Source organism: Arthrobacter rhombi, from assembly GCF_900163545.1.
Taxonomy (GTDB): Bacteria; Actinomycetota; Actinomycetes; order Actinomycetales; family Micrococcaceae; genus Arthrobacter_H; species Arthrobacter_H rhombi_A.
Map to the genome: position 1 here is coordinate 1 of NZ_FUHW01000025.1, position 19,853 is coordinate 19,853.

General features: G+C 65.3%; 17 protein-coding genes. 3 read left to right on the forward strand and 14 right to left on the reverse strand.

Annotation, left to right across the window (positions count from 1 at the left end):
- Positions 1-566: 566 nt before the first annotated feature.
- From tyrS to FM101_RS06610, 7 genes are all read right to left on the reverse strand, one after another.
- On the reverse strand, positions 567-1,886 hold the full coding sequence (gene tyrS, locus FM101_RS06580; RefSeq protein WP_428844147.1) for a tyrosine--tRNA ligase: 1,320 nt from the start codon (positions 1,884-1,886) through the stop codon (positions 567-569).
- Positions 1,887-1,917: 31 nt separating this feature from the next.
- Positions 1,918-4,200, reverse strand: a complete 2,283-nt coding sequence (locus tag FM101_RS06585; protein ID WP_086997252.1) for a HelD family protein — start codon at positions 4,198-4,200, stop codon at positions 1,918-1,920.
- A gap of 74 nt (positions 4,201-4,274) precedes the next feature.
- Positions 4,275-4,790 carry an adenine phosphoribosyltransferase gene (locus tag FM101_RS06590; protein WP_086997255.1) on the reverse strand — a complete coding sequence of 172 codons (516 nt, stop codon included), beginning with the start codon at positions 4,788-4,790 and terminating at the stop codon, positions 4,275-4,277.
- 30 nt (positions 4,791-4,820) lie between these two features.
- Positions 4,821-5,513 carry a DNA-3-methyladenine glycosylase gene (locus FM101_RS06595; RefSeq protein ID WP_086997258.1) on the reverse strand — a complete coding sequence of 231 codons (693 nt, stop codon included), beginning with the start codon at positions 5,511-5,513 and terminating at the stop codon, positions 4,821-4,823.
- The gene (locus FM101_RS06600; protein ID WP_086997260.1) at positions 5,510-6,247 is read right to left on the reverse strand and encodes a maleylpyruvate isomerase family mycothiol-dependent enzyme; all 738 of its coding nucleotides are present in this window, start codon (positions 6,245-6,247) and stop codon (positions 5,510-5,512) included. Before FM101_RS06600 ends, FM101_RS06595 begins: the two co-directional genes overlap by 4 nt.
- A 63-nt stretch (positions 6,248-6,310) precedes the next feature.
- Positions 6,311-7,732, reverse strand: a complete 1,422-nt coding sequence (argH, locus tag FM101_RS06605) for an argininosuccinate lyase (RefSeq protein WP_086997264.1) — start codon at positions 7,730-7,732, stop codon at positions 6,311-6,313.
- Positions 7,733-7,734: 2 nt separating this feature from the next.
- On the reverse strand, positions 7,735-8,943 hold the full coding sequence (locus tag FM101_RS06610; RefSeq protein ID WP_086997267.1) for an argininosuccinate synthase: 1,209 nt from the start codon (positions 8,941-8,943) through the stop codon (positions 7,735-7,737).
- A 131-nt stretch (positions 8,944-9,074) separates the two neighbouring features.
- On the opposite strand from FM101_RS06610, the gene FM101_RS06615 reads away from it, so the two are divergent.
- Positions 9,075-9,506, forward strand: a complete 432-nt coding sequence (locus FM101_RS06615; protein WP_179204262.1) for an ankyrin repeat domain-containing protein — start codon at positions 9,075-9,077, stop codon at positions 9,504-9,506.
- A 13-nt stretch (positions 9,507-9,519) separates the two neighbouring features.
- On the opposite strand, the gene FM101_RS06620 is transcribed toward FM101_RS06615, so the two are convergent.
- The 6 genes from FM101_RS06620 to argC are packed head-to-tail and all read right to left on the reverse strand — an operon-like array spanning position 9,520 to position 15,488.
- Positions 9,520-10,035: an arginine repressor gene (locus FM101_RS06620; RefSeq protein ID WP_086997270.1), complete on the reverse strand. Its 516-nt coding sequence runs from the start codon at positions 10,033-10,035 to the stop codon at positions 9,520-9,522.
- Positions 10,032-11,009: an ornithine carbamoyltransferase gene (argF, locus tag FM101_RS06625; protein ID WP_086997272.1), complete on the reverse strand. Its 978-nt coding sequence runs from the start codon at positions 11,007-11,009 to the stop codon at positions 10,032-10,034. The genes FM101_RS06620 and argF overlap by 4 nt, the downstream gene beginning before the upstream one ends.
- Complete coding sequence (locus FM101_RS06630) at positions 11,010-12,311, reverse strand: acetylornithine transaminase (RefSeq protein ID WP_086997275.1); 1,302 nt, start codon at positions 12,309-12,311, stop codon at positions 11,010-11,012. It abuts the gene before it with no gap.
- Positions 12,308-13,255, reverse strand: coding sequence for an acetylglutamate kinase (gene argB, locus FM101_RS06635; protein WP_086997278.1), 948 nt, complete (start codon positions 13,253-13,255; stop codon positions 12,308-12,310). The genes FM101_RS06630 and argB overlap by 4 nt, the downstream gene beginning before the upstream one ends.
- An 11-nt stretch (positions 13,256-13,266) precedes the next feature.
- Positions 13,267-14,460 carry a bifunctional glutamate N-acetyltransferase/amino-acid acetyltransferase ArgJ gene (argJ, locus tag FM101_RS06640; RefSeq protein WP_086997280.1) on the reverse strand — a complete coding sequence of 398 codons (1,194 nt, stop codon included), beginning with the start codon at positions 14,458-14,460 and terminating at the stop codon, positions 13,267-13,269.
- Positions 14,457-15,488 (reverse strand): N-acetyl-gamma-glutamyl-phosphate reductase, encoded by a 1,032-nt coding sequence (argC, locus tag FM101_RS06645; RefSeq protein ID WP_086997283.1) that lies wholly within the window; start codon positions 15,486-15,488, stop codon positions 14,457-14,459. The genes argJ and argC overlap by 4 nt, the downstream gene beginning before the upstream one ends.
- A 135-nt stretch (positions 15,489-15,623) precedes the next feature.
- Between argC and FM101_RS06650 the strand changes: the two genes are divergently transcribed.
- On the forward strand, positions 15,624-16,610 hold the full coding sequence (locus tag FM101_RS06650) for a quinone oxidoreductase family protein (RefSeq protein ID WP_086997286.1): 987 nt from the start codon (positions 15,624-15,626) through the stop codon (positions 16,608-16,610).
- Positions 16,611-16,629: 19 nt separating this feature from the next.
- Positions 16,630-17,211, forward strand: a complete 582-nt coding sequence (locus FM101_RS06655) for a DUF2087 domain-containing protein (protein WP_086997289.1) — start codon at positions 16,630-16,632, stop codon at positions 17,209-17,211.
- Between the two features lie 96 nt (positions 17,212-17,307).
- On the opposite strand, the gene pheT is transcribed toward FM101_RS06655, so the two are convergent.
- Positions 17,308-19,851, reverse strand: a complete 2,544-nt coding sequence (pheT, locus tag FM101_RS06660; protein WP_086997292.1) for a phenylalanine--tRNA ligase subunit beta — start codon at positions 19,849-19,851, stop codon at positions 17,308-17,310.
- Positions 19,852-19,853: the final 2 nt, after the last annotated feature.

Consider the following 19,853-nt stretch of genomic DNA (forward strand, 5'->3'; position numbering starts at 1 on the left):
TAAAAAAATCGGTGTCAACAAACATGGCACACTATTGAGTTCTCAAACAACAGACCGCTAACGATTCCGAGCAAATAACGAAGTAAAGAATTCGTATTCTTTTTGCTTTTCTTTCGTTGCTACATATCTAATTTATTAGTCCGTTTGATCGTTGTCAAATCGACTTTATCGCTTTGATTTCGACCAATTGGTCTCCCCTCGCTTCCATTTTTCCCTGCTTCAAGGCGTGCAAATAACGTCCAGAAAGCTTGGAGGTTTGAAAGGAGTTTGTTCGCCTGACCGGGAAACTTTCGCTTCCTTTGTCCGCTGCAGGAGCGTCGGCGACAAGAGAAAACATTACACGTGGTGACCGGCGGCTGCAAATCGGCCGTTCTCTCGGGTTCATGCGACCTGGATCGTTGCTTTTTCCCCGGGATACCGGGCTTCAAGGCGGTTTTTTGCCTCTGCAGGGGGTTACCTGGGGAGCAAAAAGGCCGGCCGGCCCCAACGTGATTCACGTCTCGGGGCCGGCCGGCCTCTTGGTTGTCTGGATCGGCTGCGGATTCACCAGCGCCGAACAACATGCTTTAGGGCGCGACCTCGACCATCGCCAGGCTCTTTTTCCCACGCCGCACCAACACATAGCGCCCGTGCAAAAGCGCCGATGAATCAATGACTGCATCGACATCCGAGAATTTAACGTTGTTGACGTAGGCGCCACCCTCTCCCACGGTCCGCCGGGCTGCAGACTTGGACTCGGAGAGCCCGGTGGCCACCAGCAGCTCGACGATCCCCAATGAATCCGACGGCACCTGCACGCTCGGCAATTCTGCGGTGGCTGCCACCAGGAGATCTTCATCGAGATCGGCGAGTACCCCCTGGCCAAACATTGCTGCAGAGGCTGCAATGACCTTTTCGGTAGCGTCGATACCGTGGACCAGCGACGTGACGTCGTAGGCCAGCTGACGTTGACCGGCGCGGGCGAAGGGTCGTTCCGCTACTTCCTGTTCGATGGCCTCGATCTCTTGGCGTGTACGGAAAGTGAAGACCTTGAAGCGGTCGACCACATCGACATCGGCGGTGTTGAGCCAAAATTGGTAGAACGCGTACGGGCTACACATCTCGGCGTCGAGCCAGATGGCGTTGCCTTCGCTTTTGCCGAACTTACTGCCGTCCGTGTTGGTGATCAACGGGGTTCCGTAGGCATGCACCGTGGCGCCCTCGACCTTGCGAATCAATTCCGTCCCACTGGTCAGGTTGCCCCACTGGTCAGAACCGCCGGTCTGGAGCCGGCATCCGTAGTCCCGGTAAAGCTCCAAGTAGTCCATGCCTTGCAGGATCTGGTAGCTGAACTCCGTGTAGCTGATGCCCTCGTCGCTATTCAGGCGTGAGGCAACAGTGTCCTTCTTGACCATCGTCCCCACACGGAAGTGTTTGCCGACCTCACGGAGGAAGTCGATCGCGCTGAGGGGTCCCGTCCAGTCCAAGTTATTCACGATCTGCATCGCGTTTGAGCCTTCGGTCGACAAGAACCAGCTGACCTGACGCTGCAGGCGGCCCACCCACTCGTTGACGGTCTCCTTGGTATTCAGGACCCGCTCGGCGCTCTGCCGCGGGTCTCCGATCAAACCGGTGGAACCACCCACGAGGCCCAGCGGGCGGTGCCCCGCCAGCTGCAGACGACGCATGTTCAGCAATTGGACCAGGTTCCCCAAGTGCAAAGACGGCGCCGTGGGATCGAATCCGCAGTAATAGGTGATCGGCTCCCCTGCGAGCATTTGCTCCAGCCCGGATTCCTCAGTGGAAACGTGGACCAAGCCACGCCACTTCAGCTCCTGCCAGACGTTGGGGAAGGACGGATCATTCTGCTGTCCCGCAATGGCGGGATTCAATTCACTCACTGACACGCCATCAAATCTAGCAGCAACGCTCTCGTGATCAGGCGTTCGGGTCCATTCCCGCAGGAATATTGCCACTGGCGATAACCTGCAGGCGTTGGGTCGCGCGGGTCATCGCGACATATAAATCGCCCACGGTTCCTTCCGCCTCTTCGACGATTTCCTGTGGCTCCAACACCATCACAACATCGAATTCGAGGCCCTTGGCCAGTTTGGCAGTGGTCACAACGATGTCCTGGTCCAGGGCGCCGGACCCGCCACCGACACGTCGTCCATACTCGCCAGCGACCGCCGTCCGGACCTGATCGAGTCGCTGCGCGGGGGCAATGACAGCAACCAGTCCCCCATCGGCGATTCTGATCTCTTCGGGCAGCGCCCTCAGCGTCGCTGCCAGGACGTCACCGGGCAAGACCCGGTTGATCAGCGGGGGCCAATCACCTTCGCGCACCGCCTTCGGCGTCGAGACTTGCAGACCAGCTTCCTGGGCCATCCGGGCTGCTGCTTCGGCGATCTGAACGGGAGTACGGTAATTCACCGTCAGTTCCTCCAGTTCAAAACGACGGCCGACGAACGGTTCCATCGCCGCAGCCCAACTCCCCACGCTCGCAGCCGAACTAGCCTGGGCGATATCACCGACCACGGTGAAAGACTTCAGGGGACAACGACGCACCAATAAGCGCCACTGCATCGGCGAAAGCTCTTGGGCCTCATCAACCACGACATGGCCGTAGGCCCAGTTGCGGTCGGTAGCGGCGCGTTCTGCAGCGGTCAGCCGGGGGCCGGTCTCCTCGTTCAAGTCGGCAAGTTGTTCGGCACTGACCGATCCATCAATGCCGATTTCTTCCAGTGATGCGCTGACGTTCTTCAACGCCTGTTCAGCATTGGCCATATCGCGTTTTCGGTTGGCCTCGGCCACGGCTTGTTCGCGCCCTACCGTCGCATCGAAGGCACCCAGAAGTTCCGCGGCCTCGTCGAGCAAGGGGACATCCGCTTCGGTCCATGGTTCCCCGCGACCACGCAGTAATGAGCGGCGTTCGGCATAGCTCAGCTCAGGGGCAACCGCTTCGAGGACCTCGGGCTTGGCGTACAGGTCGGTGATGAGCTGCTCGGGGCTCATCGGCATCCAACATAGGTTCAAGGTGATGCGCACATCCCGTGAGGCCCGAACGTCTTCGATCAAGTAGGAGCGGTCGGCAGCATTGCCGGCACCGGAGGATTCCTCGAGCTTCTCCTTGAGCTGATCGGCCAGCTCGCGCAGCATGACCTTGACGAAGGTCGCGCGGGCCTCGTTATACGGTCTGCCCGTCGCCCGTGCTTTATCGCCGGCCCGCCGGACCTGCCGTGGGGTGATCGTCAGCGGGGTGCCTTCGACCAGGACCCGGCGTGGCCCCGCGGGCACCCGCTGGCGGTTCTCGACCGCCCGGGCAACCACCTGGGCCATGCCGAGTCCCCCCTTGATCCGGGCGGCTTCGCGTCCGGGTTCGGGAATGGCGTTGATCCCCGGCAGCAGCTGTCCCACGGAGGACATGACGACGCCGGTTTCGCCCAGGGAGGGCAAGACACGTTCGATATAGCGCATGAAGGCCGTCGAGGGCCCGACCAGCAAAACACCGGCGGTCTTCAAACGTTCACGGTGTTCGTAGAGGAGGTAGGCCGCACGGTGGAGGGCCACCGCAGTCTTACCGGTTCCGGGACCGCCCTGGACCACGAGGACACCGGCCAGCGGGGCCCGGATGATCCGGTCCTGCTCTGCCTGGATGGTGCTGACGATGTCCGCCATATGTCCGGTGCGTCGGCTGGTCAGGGCAGCAAGGAGCGCCCCCTCCCCCTGGTGCGAGACACCCTCGTTGAGTAATTCAGGGTCCAGCACATCGTCCTCGAGGGCTACCACGTTGCGGCCCTTGAGAATCAGGTGGCGCCGACGGCGTACTCCATGGCGTTCGAAGGCGGTGGCCTGGTAGAAGGCCCCCGCTTCCGGGGCACGCCAGTCGACCATGAGACGGGTCTGGTGTTCGTCGGTCATGCCGATGCGTCCGATGTAGTGACTGGTGGCATCACCGTTGTCCTCGGCACTTTCGAGGTCGAGGCGACCAAAAACCAGGCGGTCCTCGACGGCGTTCAATTGGGCCAGGCGGTCCTCGTATAAATTCGCGAACGAGTCGCGTTCGGAGATGTTCTGTAGCGAACCAAGCGCTCCGTCACGGCGAACCCGGGCCAGTTGCGCGGTCTTCTCCTCACGTAGGGCATCGAGCCGGCGGTAGAGCCGCTCGACATAAGCCCGCTCGCGCTCCAGTTCAGGTGCGGGCGAGGGTGACTGCGGCATGTACTTTCCTCCTGGTGCGAAATGGCGGACGAATCAGTCTACCGGTTGGGTGGTCGGCCGGCTCACGACGTCCATCACACCGTTTGAAGAGATTCCACGTGATAATCCTGCAGTCGGGCCCGGCCACGAAGTTCCTCCAGCTCGAGGACGACGCCGATACCGACGATCTCGGTCTGGGCACGGGTCAACAGGGAGACGGCCGAGTTGATGGTCCCTCCGGTGGCCAGGACGTCGTCGAGGAGCAGGACCCGGGTTCCGGGTTTGATGTCGTCACGGTGCAATTCCAGCGTGGCCGTACCGTATTCGAGGGTGTATTGCTCGGCGTGGACCGGACGGGGTAATTTGCCCTTCTTGCGGATGGTCACCATCCCCGTGCCGCTGGCGTAGGCTGCAGCCGCTGCCAAGACGAAGCCGCGTGCCTCCACTCCGGCGACCACATCGAAGGTGCCCTCAAAGGGGGCAATGATCTCATCGATCATGCGATGCAATCCGTGGGCGTCGGCGAATGCGGGCGTCAGATCCTTGAAGGAGACGCCCGGCTGTGGGTAGTCGGGGACGATCGCACACAGGCGGTCCAGGAGTTCGGGCATAGTTTCGGTCACGGATTGCACGCATCCACTCTAGTCCTTGCGCCCAGGGTTCCCTGCCGGTTTCGGGCGGTTTCGGGGCTTCGCGGCACGATAGGCCGAAACGGTGGGTTCGTGGTCGAGCCAAAACCGCCAGGGGTAGTCATTGCTGCCACCGGGGCCTGCCACACCAACCCGGGGTCCGCAGCGCACTCCCTGCGGTGCGGTTTCGGGTAATGAGGACAGGGTTGCTCCCAGCGGGGACGGAACAGCATCCAGCTCGCGGAGCCCCATTCCCTGGACCCCGGTGATCAATTCCAGTCCGTTGCATTGCAGGTCCAGCCCCACTGCCTGGGCGAGTTTGGCGGGCCCATTGGCCAGGTCCCGGTCCCGGCGAGGGTTCCGGCGTCGTGCCCTGGCGGTCTCAGCACCCGTGATGATCTCTCCAGCGCGCAGCAACACCGCAGAGGCCCGGCCGTCTGCCCCACACACGATGTTGGCGCAGTGGTGCATCCCGTAGGTGAAGTAGCAATACAGGGTTCCCGGCGGCCCGAACAACGAGTCGTTGCGTGCCGTGCGCCCTCGGTAGGCATGGGATCCCGGGTCTGCCGAACCTTCATAGGCTTCGACCTCGGTGATGCGCACGCCCACACGGTGCCCTTCCCGCTGAACGGTCAGGATGCTTCCCAGCAGCAAGGGTGCGACGTCGATCGCGGTCCGGGTCAGTTGAGGGTCTGCTCCGCTCATTTCGAGGCGGCCAGCCCCGAGGGCCAGGGCAGCAATTCGGGGAGGTCGGCCCCGTCGGCTGCGGCGGTCGCCCGGACGGGGCCGGAGGGTTCGCGTCCTGCGAGCCAGCCGGCCAAATCACATTCCATGCCGGTGACCACGTACCCGGTGGGACCGTCGCCGAGGGTCAGCGGCTGGCTGCCGGTGGGCTGCAAGAGCAGCCGGTATTCGGCGGGCACCCGCAGCGACAGGAACTCAAAAAGGTGGGCCGAGAATTCCGTGGGCCAGTCAACCAGCGAGACGGTGGTCCCGAGATCGGTGGCGTGGATCAGGACTTCACGCCAAGCAGCCTTCACACAATCGGTCACGGTGCCTTCTCCGCGGAAGCTCGTGGCGTTCTCCCATCCCCCGGCGGGAAGATCCTTGATCGACTCGTCCAACAGGTCCAGTCCTTGAATCGTGCGGGCCGCCACGGTGGAGGGCTGTTGGAGGGCACCGAGTTCAATCCGCTCGTCGCGGCCCTCCTGGCCGCCGTCGTAAAACTCGATGCGTTCGCCACGGGCGGCATAGGCCAGTTGCCGGGCCAGGGCACGGCTGACCCCATCCAGATGGGCCAGTAGCTGGGCATTATTCCACCCGGGCAACGTGGATGGCGCGGCGAATTCCTCGGCAGGCAGGGCGCCGATCGCGGTACGGGCACGGGCGGTGGCATCCTGGACGGCCTCGGCCAGTGATGCGGTGGAAAGCTGTGTCATGGCAGCAGCCTACCGCCGTCGTCCACAGTGGACGACGGCGGCAGGCTCTGCCGGTGCTGCGGCTCAGGCAGCGAAGGTGCGCAGCTCTTCCAGCTGCTCCTTCAGCGCCGTGAGCTGTGCGGCCACGGCATCGGGGGCAGTCCCTCCTTGTGAGGACCGTGAGGCCAGCGACCCTGCGGTGCTCAGGACCTCGCGGACGGCCGGGGTCAGTTCGGGGGAAATCGCGGCGAACTCTTCGTCGGTCAGATCCCATAACTCCACGCCCCGTGATTCCGCCACACGGACGGCCGAGCCGGAGAGCTCGTGGGCGTCTCGGAACGGGACTCCCTGACGGACCAGCCATTCGGCGATATCGGTGGCCAGCGCGAAGCCCTGAGGGGCCAACTCAGCCATTCGTTCGGTGTTGAAATCGAGCGTGGCGACCATCCCCGAAACGGCGGGAAGCAGCAGTTCCAGGGTGTCGGTGGCGTCGAACACCGGTTCCTTATCCTCCTGCAGGTCCCGGTTATAGGCCAACGGCAGCCCCTTGAGGGTGGCCAGCAACCCGGTCAGGTCCCCGATCAGTCGTCCAGCCTTGCCGCGGGCCAGTTCGGCGACATCGGGATTCTTCTTCTGCGGCATGATCGAGGACCCCGTGGAATACGAGTCATGCAAGGTGACGAAGGAGAATTCCTTGGTCGCCCACAGGATGACCTCCTCGGAGATCCGGGACAAGTCCACCCCGATCATCGCGGCGACCCAGGAATACTCCGCGAAGACGTCCCGGCTTGCTGTTCCGTCGATGGAGTTCCAGGTGGCCGAGTCGAAGCCGAGGTCGGCGGCTACGGCGTGGGGATCGAGTCCGAGCGAAGATCCTGCCAGTGCCCCGGAACCGTAGGGGGAAACCGCTGCCCGGCGGTCCCAGTCAGCCAGGCGCTGCACATCGCGCAGCAGTGCCCAGCCGTGGGCCAGCAGGTGGTGGGCCAGCAGCACCGGTTGGGCGTGTTGCAGATGCGTACGGCCGGGCATGGCAGCCTGCGGGTGGGCCTCGGCCTGGGCGATGAGCGCGTCGATGGTCGCCAGCACGCCGCGGGCGATGACCCGGGCGTGGTCACGCAGGAACATCCGTCCCAGGGTGGCGATCTGGTCGTTACGTGAGCGTCCGGCACGTAGCTTCCCACCGAGCGCCGGTCCGGCCCGTTCGATCAATCCGCGTTCGAGTGAACCATGGACATCCTCATCCGATTCCGCGGCGACGTACGTGCCGTCGGTGACATCGGATTCCAGCTGGTCCAGGGCACCGATCATGCCCTGGAGTTCGGCGTCGTCCAGCAGTCCCGCGGTGTGCAGGACCCGGGCGTGGGCTCGGGAGCCGGCGATATCGTAGCGGGCTAGTCGCCAGTCGAAATCCGTCGATTTGCTCAGCGCTGCCAGGGCGTCTGCGGGGCCGCCGGAGAACCGGCCGCCCCACAGGGCTCCTTCGTTGGTGCCGTGGGCCTCGGGCATGCCTACTTGCCCTCGGCCACGCGCTCGTCGCGCTCCGTGGCCACCTTCGCCGAGAGACCGAAGATATCGATGAATCCGCGGGCACTTGACTGGTCGAAGGTGTCGCCGGTGTCGTAGGTAGCCAGGTCGAAGCGGTAGAGACCAGTTTCCGAACGGCGTCCTTCCACGACGGCGCGGCCACCGTGCATGACCATGCGGATATCACCGTTGACGTGGCGTTGGGTGTCCGCCACGAAAGTGTCCAGCGAGCGCTTCAGCGGGGAGAACCACTGGCCGTCGTAGACCAGCTCGCTCCAACGCTGGGACACCGTGGCCTTGAAGCGGGCCTGTTCACGCTCGAGCGTGATGTTTTCCAGGTGCTTATGCGCCTCCATCAGGGCCATCGGCCCCGGGGCCTCGTAGATCTCGCGGGATTTGATGCCCACCAGTCGGTCCTCGACGATGTCGATGCGGCCGATGCCCTGGGCGCCGGCGCGGCGATTCATCTGTTCGATGGCCTCCAGCGGGGTGACGGCCACACCGTCGATGGCCACCGGGATGCCCTGGCGGAAGGAGATGGTCACCTCGTCGGGGGCCGGGGGGAACTCGGGGGAATCGGTGTAGCTGTAGACATCCTTGGTCGGGGCGTTCCAGATGTCCTCGAGGTAGCCGGTCTCCACGGCGCGGCCCCAGACGTTCTGGTCGATCGAGAACGGGTTGTTCTTGGTCGTTTCGATCGGCAGATCGTTCTTTTCCGCATATTCGATCGCCTTATCGCGGGTCAGCGCCAGGTCACGAACCGGGGCGATGCATTTCAGCTCCGGACCGATGGTCTGGATGCCGACTTCAAAGCGGACCTGGTCATTGCCCTTGCCCGTGCACCCGTGGGCGACGGTGGTGGCCCCGAACTGTTTGGCCGCGGTCACCAAATGCTTGACGATCACCGGGCGGGAGATCGCAGAAATCAACGGGTAGTGGTTTTGGTAGAGCGCACCGGTCTGCAGCGTCGGCATGCAGTACTCGTTGGCGAACTCGTCGCGGGCGTCGGCAACATAGGCTTCGACGGCACCGCAGCCCAGCGCGCGATCGCGCACCGTTTCCAGGGATTCGCCGCCCTGCCCGACGTCGACCGCGACGGCAATGACTTCAGCGCCGGTGGCTTCGCCGATCCAGCCGATGGCCACGGACGTATCCAGGCCGCCGGAGTAGGCCAGGACAATGCGTTCCTTCACGGGGTTTCTCCTCTGGGAATGGGGTTCGACGCATGGGCCGCGCCGATCAAGATCTGTTCTTATTCATAAGTCTACATAATTATGCACACGATGCAATGTGGCCCCTTCTCACTGGCTGTAGGCTGGTCGGCATGACAGAGCCCGCCAACCAGCCCGTGCCCGAACTCAGCGATGAAGAGCTTGCCTTCCTTCATTCCACTTTCGACCTTGCCCGTCAAGGGGAAACCGAGAAGCTGCTGGCCCTCATCGGTGAGGGCCTGCCCGTTGACCTGACCGACCATAAGGGCGACTCGCTGCTGATTCTGGCTTCCTATAGCGGACATAACGACCTGGCACGCGGCCTCGTCGAACGCGGGGCGACCGTGGACCGACTCAACGACCAGGGCCAATCGGCACTGACCTGCACCGTCTTCCGGCAGAATGCCGAGCTCAGCCGCTTCCTCCTGGAGGCCGGGGCGGACCCGAAGCTGGGCCCCCAGAACGCCTGGGCGGTGACCGACATGTTCGATCTCCCCGCCATGCGCGCACTGATCGAAGAGTATTTCCCGACGAACGGCGCCTGACCGGGGCCGGCGGCTACTGCGTGTTGGCCAGTTCCAGGAAACGCGCGGCAATCTCCTCGCCACCCTGGGGGTCACGGGTGATCAGCATGACCGTGTCATCGCCGGCGATCGTGCCCAGGACATCGGGCATGATCGAATGGTCGATCGATAAGGCCAAGAAGTTCGCCGCCCCCGGAGGGGTGCGCAGGATGACGATATTCGCCGAGGCTTCCGCGGTGACGATCAACTCGGCCGAGAGCTTAGCCAGCCGCGCGTCGAGCACTTCCTGGGTGACGCCGGTCTGCGGCGACCGGTCCCCGCCTTCGGAGCGCAACGCGTAGACCAGGCCCCCTTCCACACCCCGGACCCTGATGGCTCCCAGTTCCACCAAGTCCCGGGACAGTGTGGCCTGGGTGACTTGGACGCCGTCGGCCGCCAGCAGGCCTGCGAGTTCGGCCTGGGAACGCACCGATCCGGCCCCGAGAATGGCTTTGATCCGTGCTTGACGGGCAATTTTTGTGGTGGGCTGGCCACCGGGCTGCAGGCTCATCGTCGGTCCCCCGCTTCAACACCCGAGACTTCTGCCAGCCCCGAAGAGGCCATCAGCCAGGCCATCAGGGCCTTCTGGGCGTGCAGCCTGTTTTCTGCTTCGTCCCACACCACCGATTGCCCGCCGTCGATGACCCCTGCAGCGATCTCATATTCACGGTAGGCCGGGAGGCAGTGCAAGACGATCGCGTCCGGGGCCGCCAGGGCCATCGCCGCCTCATCGACCCGATAGTCCCCGAACAGTTCAACTCGTTCTGCCTTTTCGTCTTCCTGCCCCATGGAGACCCAGGTGTCGGTGGCCACGACGTCGACATTTTTGAGGGCCTCCGAAGGGTCGGTGGTGATCATGACCGACCCACCGGTTTCTGCGGCACGGCCCCTGGCCGCGGCAACGACGGATTCATCGGGTAGATGGCCGGCAGGCCCGGCGATGCGCACCTGCATTCCGGCGGTCACTCCGGCCAACAGGTAGGAGTTGGCCATGTTATTCGCCGCATCACCGAGGTAGGCCATGGACAGTCCGGCGAGCCGGCCCTTATGTTCGCGCACGGTCAGCAGATCGGCGAGCAGTTGGCAGGGGTGGTAGTCATCGGAGAGCGAGTTGATCACCGGCACCCCACTGTTGGCGGCCATCTCCTCCAATCCCGACTGGGCGTAGGTGCGCCAGACGATCGTGGAAACCATCCGCTCGAGCACCCGGGCCGAGTCGGCAATCGACTCCTTATGCCCCAACTGGGACTCACCGGGGTTGATGATCAATGGCTGGCCGCCCAGTTCGGCGATGCCGGCGGCAAAGGAGACCCGGGTGCGGGTGGAGGTCTTATCGAAAAAGACGGCGACGGTTTGCGGTCCGGCATACGGGCGGTACCCGTACCTGTCGCTCTTCATGGCCGCCGCCAGGTCCAGGACCTCGGTCTGTTCGGCCTGGCTGAGGTCTGTATCAACCAGGAAATGACGGACGGTTGGGGTGCTCACTTAGTTCTCCTGTGCAATGGCTGTGGCATAGAGCTCCGGTAGGGCGTCAACAAAGCCCCTCAGTTGTTCCATGGTGATGATCAACGGTGGGGCCAGGCGCACGGTGGCCGGACCCGTCGAATTGATGATGAACCCTGCCTCGAGCCCCGCCCGTGCGACGGCGGGAGCCACCTCGGTGGCCAGGTCGAAGCCCACCAGCAGGCCATGGGCGCGCACCTCGGTCACGCAGTCCAGTTCCTGCAGTGCCGCCGCCAGGGCAGCTGAGGTGTCACGGACCTGGGCCAGGACACCCTGGCTTTCGAGGACGTGGAGGGTGGCCAGCGCCGAAGCGGTGGCCGCCGGGTTGCCGCCGAAGGTCGTGCCGTGTTGGCCCGGGCTCAAGAGCGAGGACACGTGCTCACCGAAGGTGATCAGCGCCCCGATGGGGAAACCGCCGCCGAGTCCCTTGGCCAAGGTGATCGCGTCGGGGATGATCCCTTCGGAGGCGAACCACGCCCCGGTCCGTCCGATGCCGGTCTGGACCTCATCGATGATGAGCAGGGCCCCGGCCTCCTCGGTGATCTGTCGTGCTGCTTGCAGGTATCCCTCCGGGTAGCCGCGGACCCCGGCCTCGCCTTGGATGGGTTCGATGAAGACGGCTGCCACGGATTCATCCACGGCGGCACGCAACGCGTCGGCGTCGCCTGCCGGCACCCATTCGACACCGCCGGGTAATGGTTCGAAGGGTTCGCGGTAGGCCTGCTTCCAGGTCAGGGCCAGGGCGCCCATGGTGCGGCCATGGAACGCATTTTCCAGGGCGATGATCCGCGTTCGCGCGGTTCCGGCCCCCGCGCCATCGTTGCGACGGGCCAGTTTGAAGGCCGCCTCGTTGGCCTCGGTCCCCGAGTTGGCGAAGAAGACCTTCGAACCGCTGGGGGCTTGGGCAAGAACGAGCAGTTTTTCTGCCAGCGCGATCTGGGTGGGACTGGTGAAGAAGTTCGAAATATGTCCCAGCGTGGCCAGCTGGCTGGAGACGACCGAGGTGAGGAACGGGTGCGCATGTCCCAGGGCGTTGACGGCGATACCGCCGAGCAGATCGAGGTATTCACGGCCGTCGGCATCCCAGACCACACATCCGGAGCCGCGCACCAGAACGCGCTGCGGGGTGCCGAAGACCCCCATGAGCGAGGCGTTGTAGCGTTCGGTCAGCTCGGTGGAGGCCAGGCCTTGCAGGGCCTCCAATTCGCCGGTCTCCCCCAACGGGGACCCCGGGTGGCTGGCGGAGCTCCGCTGGCCTCCGGATTGTTCGGATGGCTGGCTCATGATTCCTCCTCGGGGACGACTTGGGTGCCGACGCCTGCCGAGGTGAAGACCTCCAGCAGCATGGAATGGGGTTGGCGTCCGTCAACGATGTGGGCGCGTTCGACGCCGTCATCGACGGCCTTCAGGCAGGCCTCCATTTTGGGGATCATGCCCGATTCCAGTCGCGGCATCATGCGGCGTAGTTCGGCCACGGTCAAGGAGGAGACCAGGGAGGATCGATCGGGCCAATCCGAATAGAGCCCCTCGACGTCGGTCAGGATGACCATCTTGGAGGCTCCCAGGGCCGAGGCCACTGCAGCGGCGGCGGTATCGGCATTGACGTTGAGGACCTGGCCCGTGGGTTCACCGTCGTCGTCGACCTCGGGAGCAATGGTGGAGATCACCGGGATGCGTCCGGCACCGAGCAGGTCGACCAAGGCCCGTGGTTCAACGCCGGTCACCTCCCCGACCAGGCCGAGGTCCACTGACTCACCGTCGATGACTGTTCCGGTGCGCACGGCTTGCAACAGGCCGCCGTCCTCCCCCGAGAGACCGACGGCGTAGGGGCCGTGGGAGTTGATCAGGCCGACGAGCTCACGGCCGACCTGTCCGGTGAGCACCATACGCACGACGTCCATGGCCTCGGGGGTGGTGACCCTGAGTCCGCCACGGAATTCCGACTCGATGCCGAGGCGTTCGAGCATGGAGCTGATCTGCGGCCCACCCCCGTGGACGACGACGGGATGGATGCCTGCATGATGCAAAAAGACGATGTCCTCGGCGAAGGCCCGACGCAGCTCGTCGTTGACCATGGCGTTTCCGCCATATTTGATGACCATCGTGCTGCCGGCGAAATGTTGGATCCAGGGCAGTGCTTCGATCAGCGCCTCGGCCTTGCGGTGGGCGGTATCCCAGGCGTCGCCGGAGAGCGCTCCCTCGGGGCCGGTCGGGGTGTCGGTGTTCATGCTCGGCGGTCCTAGCTGGAGTAGGCGGAGTTTTCGTGGACGTAGTCGTGGGTGAGGTCGTTGGTCCAGATCGTCGCCTCGGCGTCACCGGCGTGCAGATTGATCTCCACCAAGACGTCGCGCCCGCTCAGGTCCACGAGCGAGCGGTCATCACCGATGCACCCGGAACGGCACACCTGGATCCCGTTGATGGCGACGTCAAGTTCATCGGGGTCGAAAGCCGCAGTGGTGGTTCCCACGGCGGAGAGCACCCGACCCCAGTTCGGGTCTTGGCCGAAGATCGCCGCCTTGAACAGGTTCGAACGTGCCACGGCGCGGGAAACTTCCTCGGCGTCGTCCTCGCTAGCTGCGTTGAACGCCCGGATGCTGATGTCGTGGGCTGCGCCTTCGGCATCGGCAATGAGCTGGCGGGCCAGATCGGTACACAACCCGGTGAGCCCCTCGGTGAATTCGGTGACGTCGGGGCGGACGCCCGAGGCGCCGGAGGCCATCAGGATGACCGTGTCGTTGGTGGACATGCAGCCGTCCGAGTCCGCCCGGTCGAAACTCACCCGGGTGGCGGCGCGCAGGGCGGCGTCGAGTTCGGCGGCTTCGAGTTCGGCATCGGTGGTGATGACCACGAGCATCGTGGCCAGCCCCGGGGCCAGCATGCCGGCACCCTTGGCCATCCCGCCGATGAGGTAGCCGGTAGCAGCGAAGCCGGCCTGCTTGGAGACCGAGTCGGTGGTCATGATCGCGGTGGCGGCATCAGCACCGCCGTCGTGCCCTGCCCCTGCCTGCAGTGCCGCACAGGCAGCGGTGATGCCCGCCTGGATCTTATCCATCGGCAGTTGTTCGCCGATGAGTCCGGTGGAGCAGACCAGCAGGTCAGCGGCATCGACGCCGAGCGCGCCGGCGGTGGCCTCGGCGGTTGCCTGGGTGTTGGCGTAGCCTTCGACGCCGGTGCAGGCGTTGGCTCCGCCGGAGTTCAGGATCACCGCTTCGGCACGCCCGTCGGCGATCACCTTCCGCGACCAGTGGATGGGGGCAGCTGCCACCCGGTTGGTGGTGAAGACCGCTGCGGCGTTCTTCAACGGCCCGTCATTGACCACCAAGGCCAGGTCGGGAGTACCGGAGGCCTTCAGCCCGGCGGTGATGCCGGTGGCGCGGAATCCCGCGGCAGCGGTGACCCCCTGCGGGGTGTGGTTCTCGTGGGGGTGGTTCACGGGGCGATCCCTTCCAGGTCGAGTCCGCGGGTTTCGGGCAGCCCCAGGGACAGGTTCATCGATTGCACGGCCCCACCGGCGGTTCCCTTGGTGAGGTTGTCGATGGCGCAGACGACGATGACGCGGCCCGCGTGCTCGTCGAAGGCCAGTTGCAGCTGCGCATGGTTGGAGCCTTGCACTGCCTTGGTTGTGGGCCACTGGCCTTCGGGGAGCAGATGGACAAAGGGTTCGTCCGCGTAGGCCTGGGCCCAGGCCTCACGCAGGGCTGCGGCGTCGACCCCGGGTTTGACCCGTGCGGTGGCCGTGGCCAGGATGCCGCGGGCCATGGGTGCCAGGGTCGGGGTGAAGGAAACGTTGACTGGTTCACCCGCGGCGGCACTGAAACCCTGTTCCATCTCCGGGGTATGCCGGTGCAGGCCACCTACTCCGTAGGGGCTCATCCCCCCGATCACTTCGGAGCCCAGCAGATGCGGTTTCATGGACTTCCCCGCACCCGAGGTTCCCGAAGCCGAGACGATGACGACGTCCCGTGCCTCCAGGAGGCCCGCGGTGAAACCGGGCACCAGGGCCAGTTGGGCCGAGGTCGGGTAACACCCGGGGACGGCGATGCGGGTGGCCCCGCGCAGCTTCTCGCGGTGCCCGGGCATTTCGGGCAGCCCATAGGGCCAATGCCCTGCGTGCTCTCCGCCGTAGAACTTCTCCCAGGCCTCGGGGGATTCGAGCCGGTGATCGGCCCCGGCATCGATGACCACGGTGTCGTCGGAGAGTTCTGCGGCGATGGCGGCACTGGCACCATGGGGCAAGGCCAGGAAAACAACGTCATGGCCGGCAAGATTCTCCGCGGTCGTGTCCACCAGGATGCGGTCGGCGAGCGCGTGCAGATGCGGTTGCAGGCTACCCAGTCGCTGGCCGGCATTACTGTGGGCGGTGATGGCCCCGATCGTGACGTCGGGGTGGTGCGCCAGCAGGCGCAACACCTCCCCGCCGGCATATCCACTGGCCCCGGAAACAGCTACCGAAATACTCATGAGTTCAGCCTACAACGCTCTTATGCACGATGGCTAATAATTATTCATCGTGGTGGGTCATGTTCGACCACTACAGAGCACCCGCTGCTCGAAGAGCCTAGGCTGGGAAGACCACCCCCAACGAAGGAGTTTTCCATGCCCCACGCACTACGGATCCCCCAGGCAGGCGGCCCCGAGGTCTTCGAATGGGTGGATGTCGAACGCCCCTCCCCCGGGCCCGGGCAACTCGTGGTTCGTCTGGCCGCCGTGGGAGTGAACTTCATTGAAACCTACCAGCGTTCGGGGGTGTACCCGGTCCAGTACCCGTTCGTTCCCGGCACCGAGGGTTCCGGCAGTGTGGAGGCGATCGGCGAAGGCGTCACCGACTACGCCATTGGCGACCGGGTTGCCACCTCGGAGGGGACGGGAAGTTATGCCGAGTACATGCTCCTGGACGCCGACAAGGCGTTCCCGGTGCCCGAGGGCGTGTCCGACGAGGTCGCCGGCGCGTTGCCGCTGCAGGGTTTCACCGCCCACTACCTGATCAATAACAGCTACCAGGTCCGCCCGGGAGACACCGTGCTGACCTACGCCGGCGCCGGCGGTGTCGGCCAACTGCTGATCCAGCTGCTGAAGCTGCGCGGGGCGACGGTCATCACCACCACGTCGACCGCCGAAAAGGCGGAACTGGCCCGGGCCGCAGGTGCCGACCACGTCCTGGCCTACGAGGACGTCCCCGATCGGGTCCGCAAACTGACCGACGGTCGCGGCGTCGACGTGGTCTACGACGGGATCGGCAAGGACACCTTCGAGGGTTCGCTGGCATCGTTACGCATCCGCGGCACCCTGGTGCTCTTCGGTGGCGCGTCGGGACAGGTACCTCCCTTTGATCTGCAGCGGCTGAACTCCCACGGATCCTTGACCGTGACCCGTCCGAAGCTCTCCGACTTCCTCCTGGACGTGGAGGAGCGTCAGTGGCGGGCGAAGGAAATGTTCGATCTGGTGGCCGCGGGGACGTTGAAGGTGGCCATCGGCGCCCGCTTCCCGTTGGAGCAGGCCGGGCACGCCCATACGGCGCTGGCTTCACGCGCCACGACCGGCAAGGTCATCCTGCTGCCGGATTCCCACAACGTCAACGCCTGATCCAGGCACCAGGAGGACCATGACACGGCACGACGACGGAACACCGGGCCCCCAGCAGTGGCGCCCGGTCCTGGCGGCCCTGGCCAACGCCGAGCAGCGCCTGCTGCTGGCCGAGGTCATCATGGCCGAGGCCGCCCGGGAGGGAACCGTGGTTTCGGATGCCCGGCGGAGCAAGGGCCTGGACCAGCTGGCCGGCTCCGGGGTGCTGGCCGGAACGGACGGCGACTGGAGGGTCGACGCCGCCGGACTGCGCAGCCTGCTTTCGGCACCGACACAGCCGGAGTCGGAGGCCACCGGTGACGAGGAAGTGGATCGCTTCGTCTCCGGGGGACGCATCCACACCTATCCGGCCAAACCGGGGCCACGCCGCCGGCTGCTGGTCTGGGCCGCAACCCAGGCGCTGGAGGCCGAGGAGGTCCTCACCGAAGGCGGGCTGAACCACCGGTTGGAGGCGCTGACCTCCGATGTGGTGACGTTGCGCCGCTACCTCGTGGACGCGGGTCTGCTGACCCGTTCCCCCGATGGTTCGGCCTACCGGCGCGCCGCCGAGGAGGAGACCTCGCAGGAGCCGTCCGGGCAGGATGCGATCCGCCCGGGCTGAACCCCACCGACGGCCCTCCCGGCCACCCCCCGGACGACGACGGGGCCGGAACCCCCGTTGGGAGGTTCCGGCCCCGTCGTCGTCCTGCGGGCTGGTTCAGCGCTGGACGGCCCCGAACTTCTCGGCGGCGGCGGCAACGGCTGCCGACCTCGAGGCCGACGCCTCGTCGGCGGTCAGCGTCCGGTCATCGGCACGGAAGCGCAGGCCAAAGGCCAGCGACTTTTTGCCTTCTTCGATCCCGGGCCCCTGGTACACGTCGAAGAGGGCGACGTCTTCCAGGAGTTCGCCGGCTCCCAGCCGGAGGGTTTCGAGCACGTCTCCGGCCACCACGTCGTGATCCACCACCAGGGCCACGTCCTGCGTGGACAAGGGGTAGGTGGAGATCGAGCGGGCGACGACCAGATCCGCTGCCGCCTCGAAGAGGCTGTCGGCGTCGAGTTCCATGGCGACCGTGCGCGCCGGCAGATCGGAAGCGGCCAGCAGTTGGGGGTGTAGTTCTCCGGCGACACCCACGTATTCGCCGGTGCGCAACGACAGCTGGGCCGTACGTCCCGGGTGGAACGCCTGATGCGTCCCCTGGGTCACGACCAGTTCGATGCCGAGGATGTCGCCCACCAGCCGGGCCACATCCAGGGCCGAGGCCCAGTCGTAGGGGCGTGGTTCCACCCCGACGCCGGGGGCCGAATCGTTGCCGAAGAGCACGGCGCCGATATGCTGCGGCTGTTTCGGCAGACCGGCATCCAGGGCGTCCAGGACCTCGTCCGCGGGGCGTTCACCCAACGGCGGGATGGAGGGGCTGCCCAGCGTTTCGCCGGGGAGGTACACCAGTCCGGCCTCGTAGAGGGCCAGATCGCGGAATCCCCGCGAGTGGTTCCGACGCGCGGTCTCCAACAGCCCGGGCAGGATGCTGGTGCGGAGGAACCCGAATTCGGCGGAGAGCGGGTTGGCCAGCTTCACCGCTGCCACTTCGGCGCCTGCCGTGGCCGTGCCGAACGTCTGGTTCTGCACGGCGGAAACGAACGGGTAGCTCAGCACCTCGGTCAGTCCAGCGTCGGCCAGCCCCTGAAGCACCCGGCGGCGCTGCTGTTGGGTGCGGGTCAGCCCGCGCCCGGGAGGAGCGACCGGCAGGGTCGAGGGGAACTGCTCGTAGCCGACCAGCCGGGCGATCTCCTCCACCAGGTCTTCGCGGATGCGCAGGTCAGGCCGCCAGGACGGTGCGGTGACCCGCAGCCCGTCTGCGGTCTGTTCCACCGTGGCGCCCAGATCGGTCAGGGTGCCGGTGACCTGTTCGGGGGTGTAGTCGATGCCCATCAGCCGTGAGGCGAAGCCCTCGGGCAGGTCGATCACACTGGGTTCGGGCCGGGTGCCTTCATCGGTCGCCGTGTTCTCGGCGGTGCCGCCGGCCAGGTCGACCAGTAGTTCCACGGCGCGTTGGGCGGCTTCGTCGGCCACTTCCCAGTCGACCCCGCGTTCGAAGCGTTTGGAGGCCTCGGAGGGCAGCTTATGCCTGCGGCGGGAGCCTGCGATGGCCACGGGGCTGAAGTGTGCTGCTTCGATGAGCACGGTGGACGTGGAGGTCGAGACCTCGGTTTCGGCGCCGCCCATGACCCCGGCGATGCCGATGGCGCCCCGGTCGTCGGCGATCACCACATCTTGGGGATCCAGGGTTCGCTGCTTGTCGTCGAGGGTTTTCAGGCTCTCCCCCGCCGCGGCACGTCGCACCACGATATCTCCACGGAGGTCGTCGGCATCGTAGAAGTGCAGCGGCTGGCCGAGTTCGAGCATCACGTAGTTGGAGATGTCCACGATCAGTGAAATCGTGCGCATTCCGGCCAGGGTCAGGCGCGATGCCATCCAGGGAGGGGTCGGCTTCGAAGCGTCGACGCCGGTGACCTTCCGGGCGACGAAGCGGTCGCATCCTGGGGATGCGTAGGCGCCGGCGTCGTCGGCGATCCGTACCGGGTACCCGGGGCCTGTCGCGGCGGGCACGATGATGTCCGCTGCCGGGTCGGTGAACGGGGTGTGGGTGGCATGGGCGTATTCGCGGGCCACCCCGCGGATCGAGAAGCAGTAGCTACGGTCAGGGGTGACATTGATTTCCGCTGCCTGGTCGTACAGGCCCAAAAGCTCCAGGGCATCGGAGCCGATCTCGGGGTCCAGGCCCAGACGTGAAAGCACGATGATGCCGTCATGATCATCACCGATGCCCAATTCGCGGGAGGAGGCGATCATCCCTGCCGAGAGGTGGCCGTAGGTCTTCCGGGCGCTGATGGCGAAATCGCCGGGCAGCACGGCCCCGGGAAGGGTGACCACGACTTTGTCACCCTCGACGAAGTTATGCGCACCGCAGACGATGCCCTGCACACCGGAGGGATCGATCCCCTCGTGGGTGAGTTTCTGGGTGGCGCCCTCGGGCACCACGCGGACGTGGCACCAGTTGATGGTCTTGCCGTTGGTCTGGGGTTCCTTGACCAGCGATTCGACCCGGCCCACGACGATGGGACCCGAGATGGAGTCGGTGGGACGGTGGACGTCCTCTTCTTCCAACCCGACCCGCACCAGGTCGGCCATGACGTCTTCGGCCGTGGCGTCGGCCGGTACCTGCGCGTATTCGCGCAACCATGAAAGGGGTATGCGCATGA

Coding starts and splice junctions, on each gene's coding strand:
- FM101_RS06585 (WP_086997252.1), bottom strand. CDS start 4,200: ATGCCGCAGTCACCCTCGCCCGCACCTGAACTGGAGCGCGAGCGGGCT.
- FM101_RS06590 (WP_086997255.1), bottom strand. CDS start 4,790: ATGCCCGAACTCCTGGACCGCCTGTGTGCGATCGTCCCCGACTACCCA.
- FM101_RS06595 (WP_086997258.1), bottom strand. CDS start 5,513: ATGAGCGGAGCAGACCCTCAACTGACCCGGACCGCGATCGACGTCGCA.
- FM101_RS06600 (WP_086997260.1), bottom strand. CDS start 6,247: ATGACACAGCTTTCCACCGCATCACTGGCCGAGGCCGTCCAGGATGCC.
- argH (WP_086997264.1), bottom strand. CDS start 7,732: ATGCCCGAGGCCCACGGCACCAACGAAGGAGCCCTGTGGGGCGGCCGG.
- FM101_RS06615 (WP_179204262.1), top strand. CDS start 9,075: ATGACAGAGCCCGCCAACCAGCCCGTGCCCGAACTCAGCGATGAAGAG.
- FM101_RS06620 (WP_086997270.1), bottom strand. CDS start 10,035: ATGAGCCTGCAGCCCGGTGGCCAGCCCACCACAAAAATTGCCCGTCAA.
- FM101_RS06630 (WP_086997275.1), bottom strand. CDS start 12,311: ATGAGCCAGCCATCCGAACAATCCGGAGGCCAGCGGAGCTCCGCCAGC.
- argB (WP_086997278.1), bottom strand. CDS start 13,255: ATGAACACCGACACCCCGACCGGCCCCGAGGGAGCGCTCTCCGGCGAC.
- argC (WP_086997283.1), bottom strand. CDS start 15,488: ATGAGTATTTCGGTAGCTGTTTCCGGGGCCAGTGGATATGCCGGCGGG.
- FM101_RS06650 (WP_086997286.1), top strand. CDS start 15,624: ATGCCCCACGCACTACGGATCCCCCAGGCAGGCGGCCCCGAGGTCTTC.
- FM101_RS06655 (WP_086997289.1), top strand. CDS start 16,630: ATGACACGGCACGACGACGGAACACCGGGCCCCCAGCAGTGGCGCCCG.
- pheT (WP_086997292.1), bottom strand. CDS start 19,851: ATGCGCATACCCCTTTCATGGTTGCGCGAATACGCGCAGGTACCGGCC.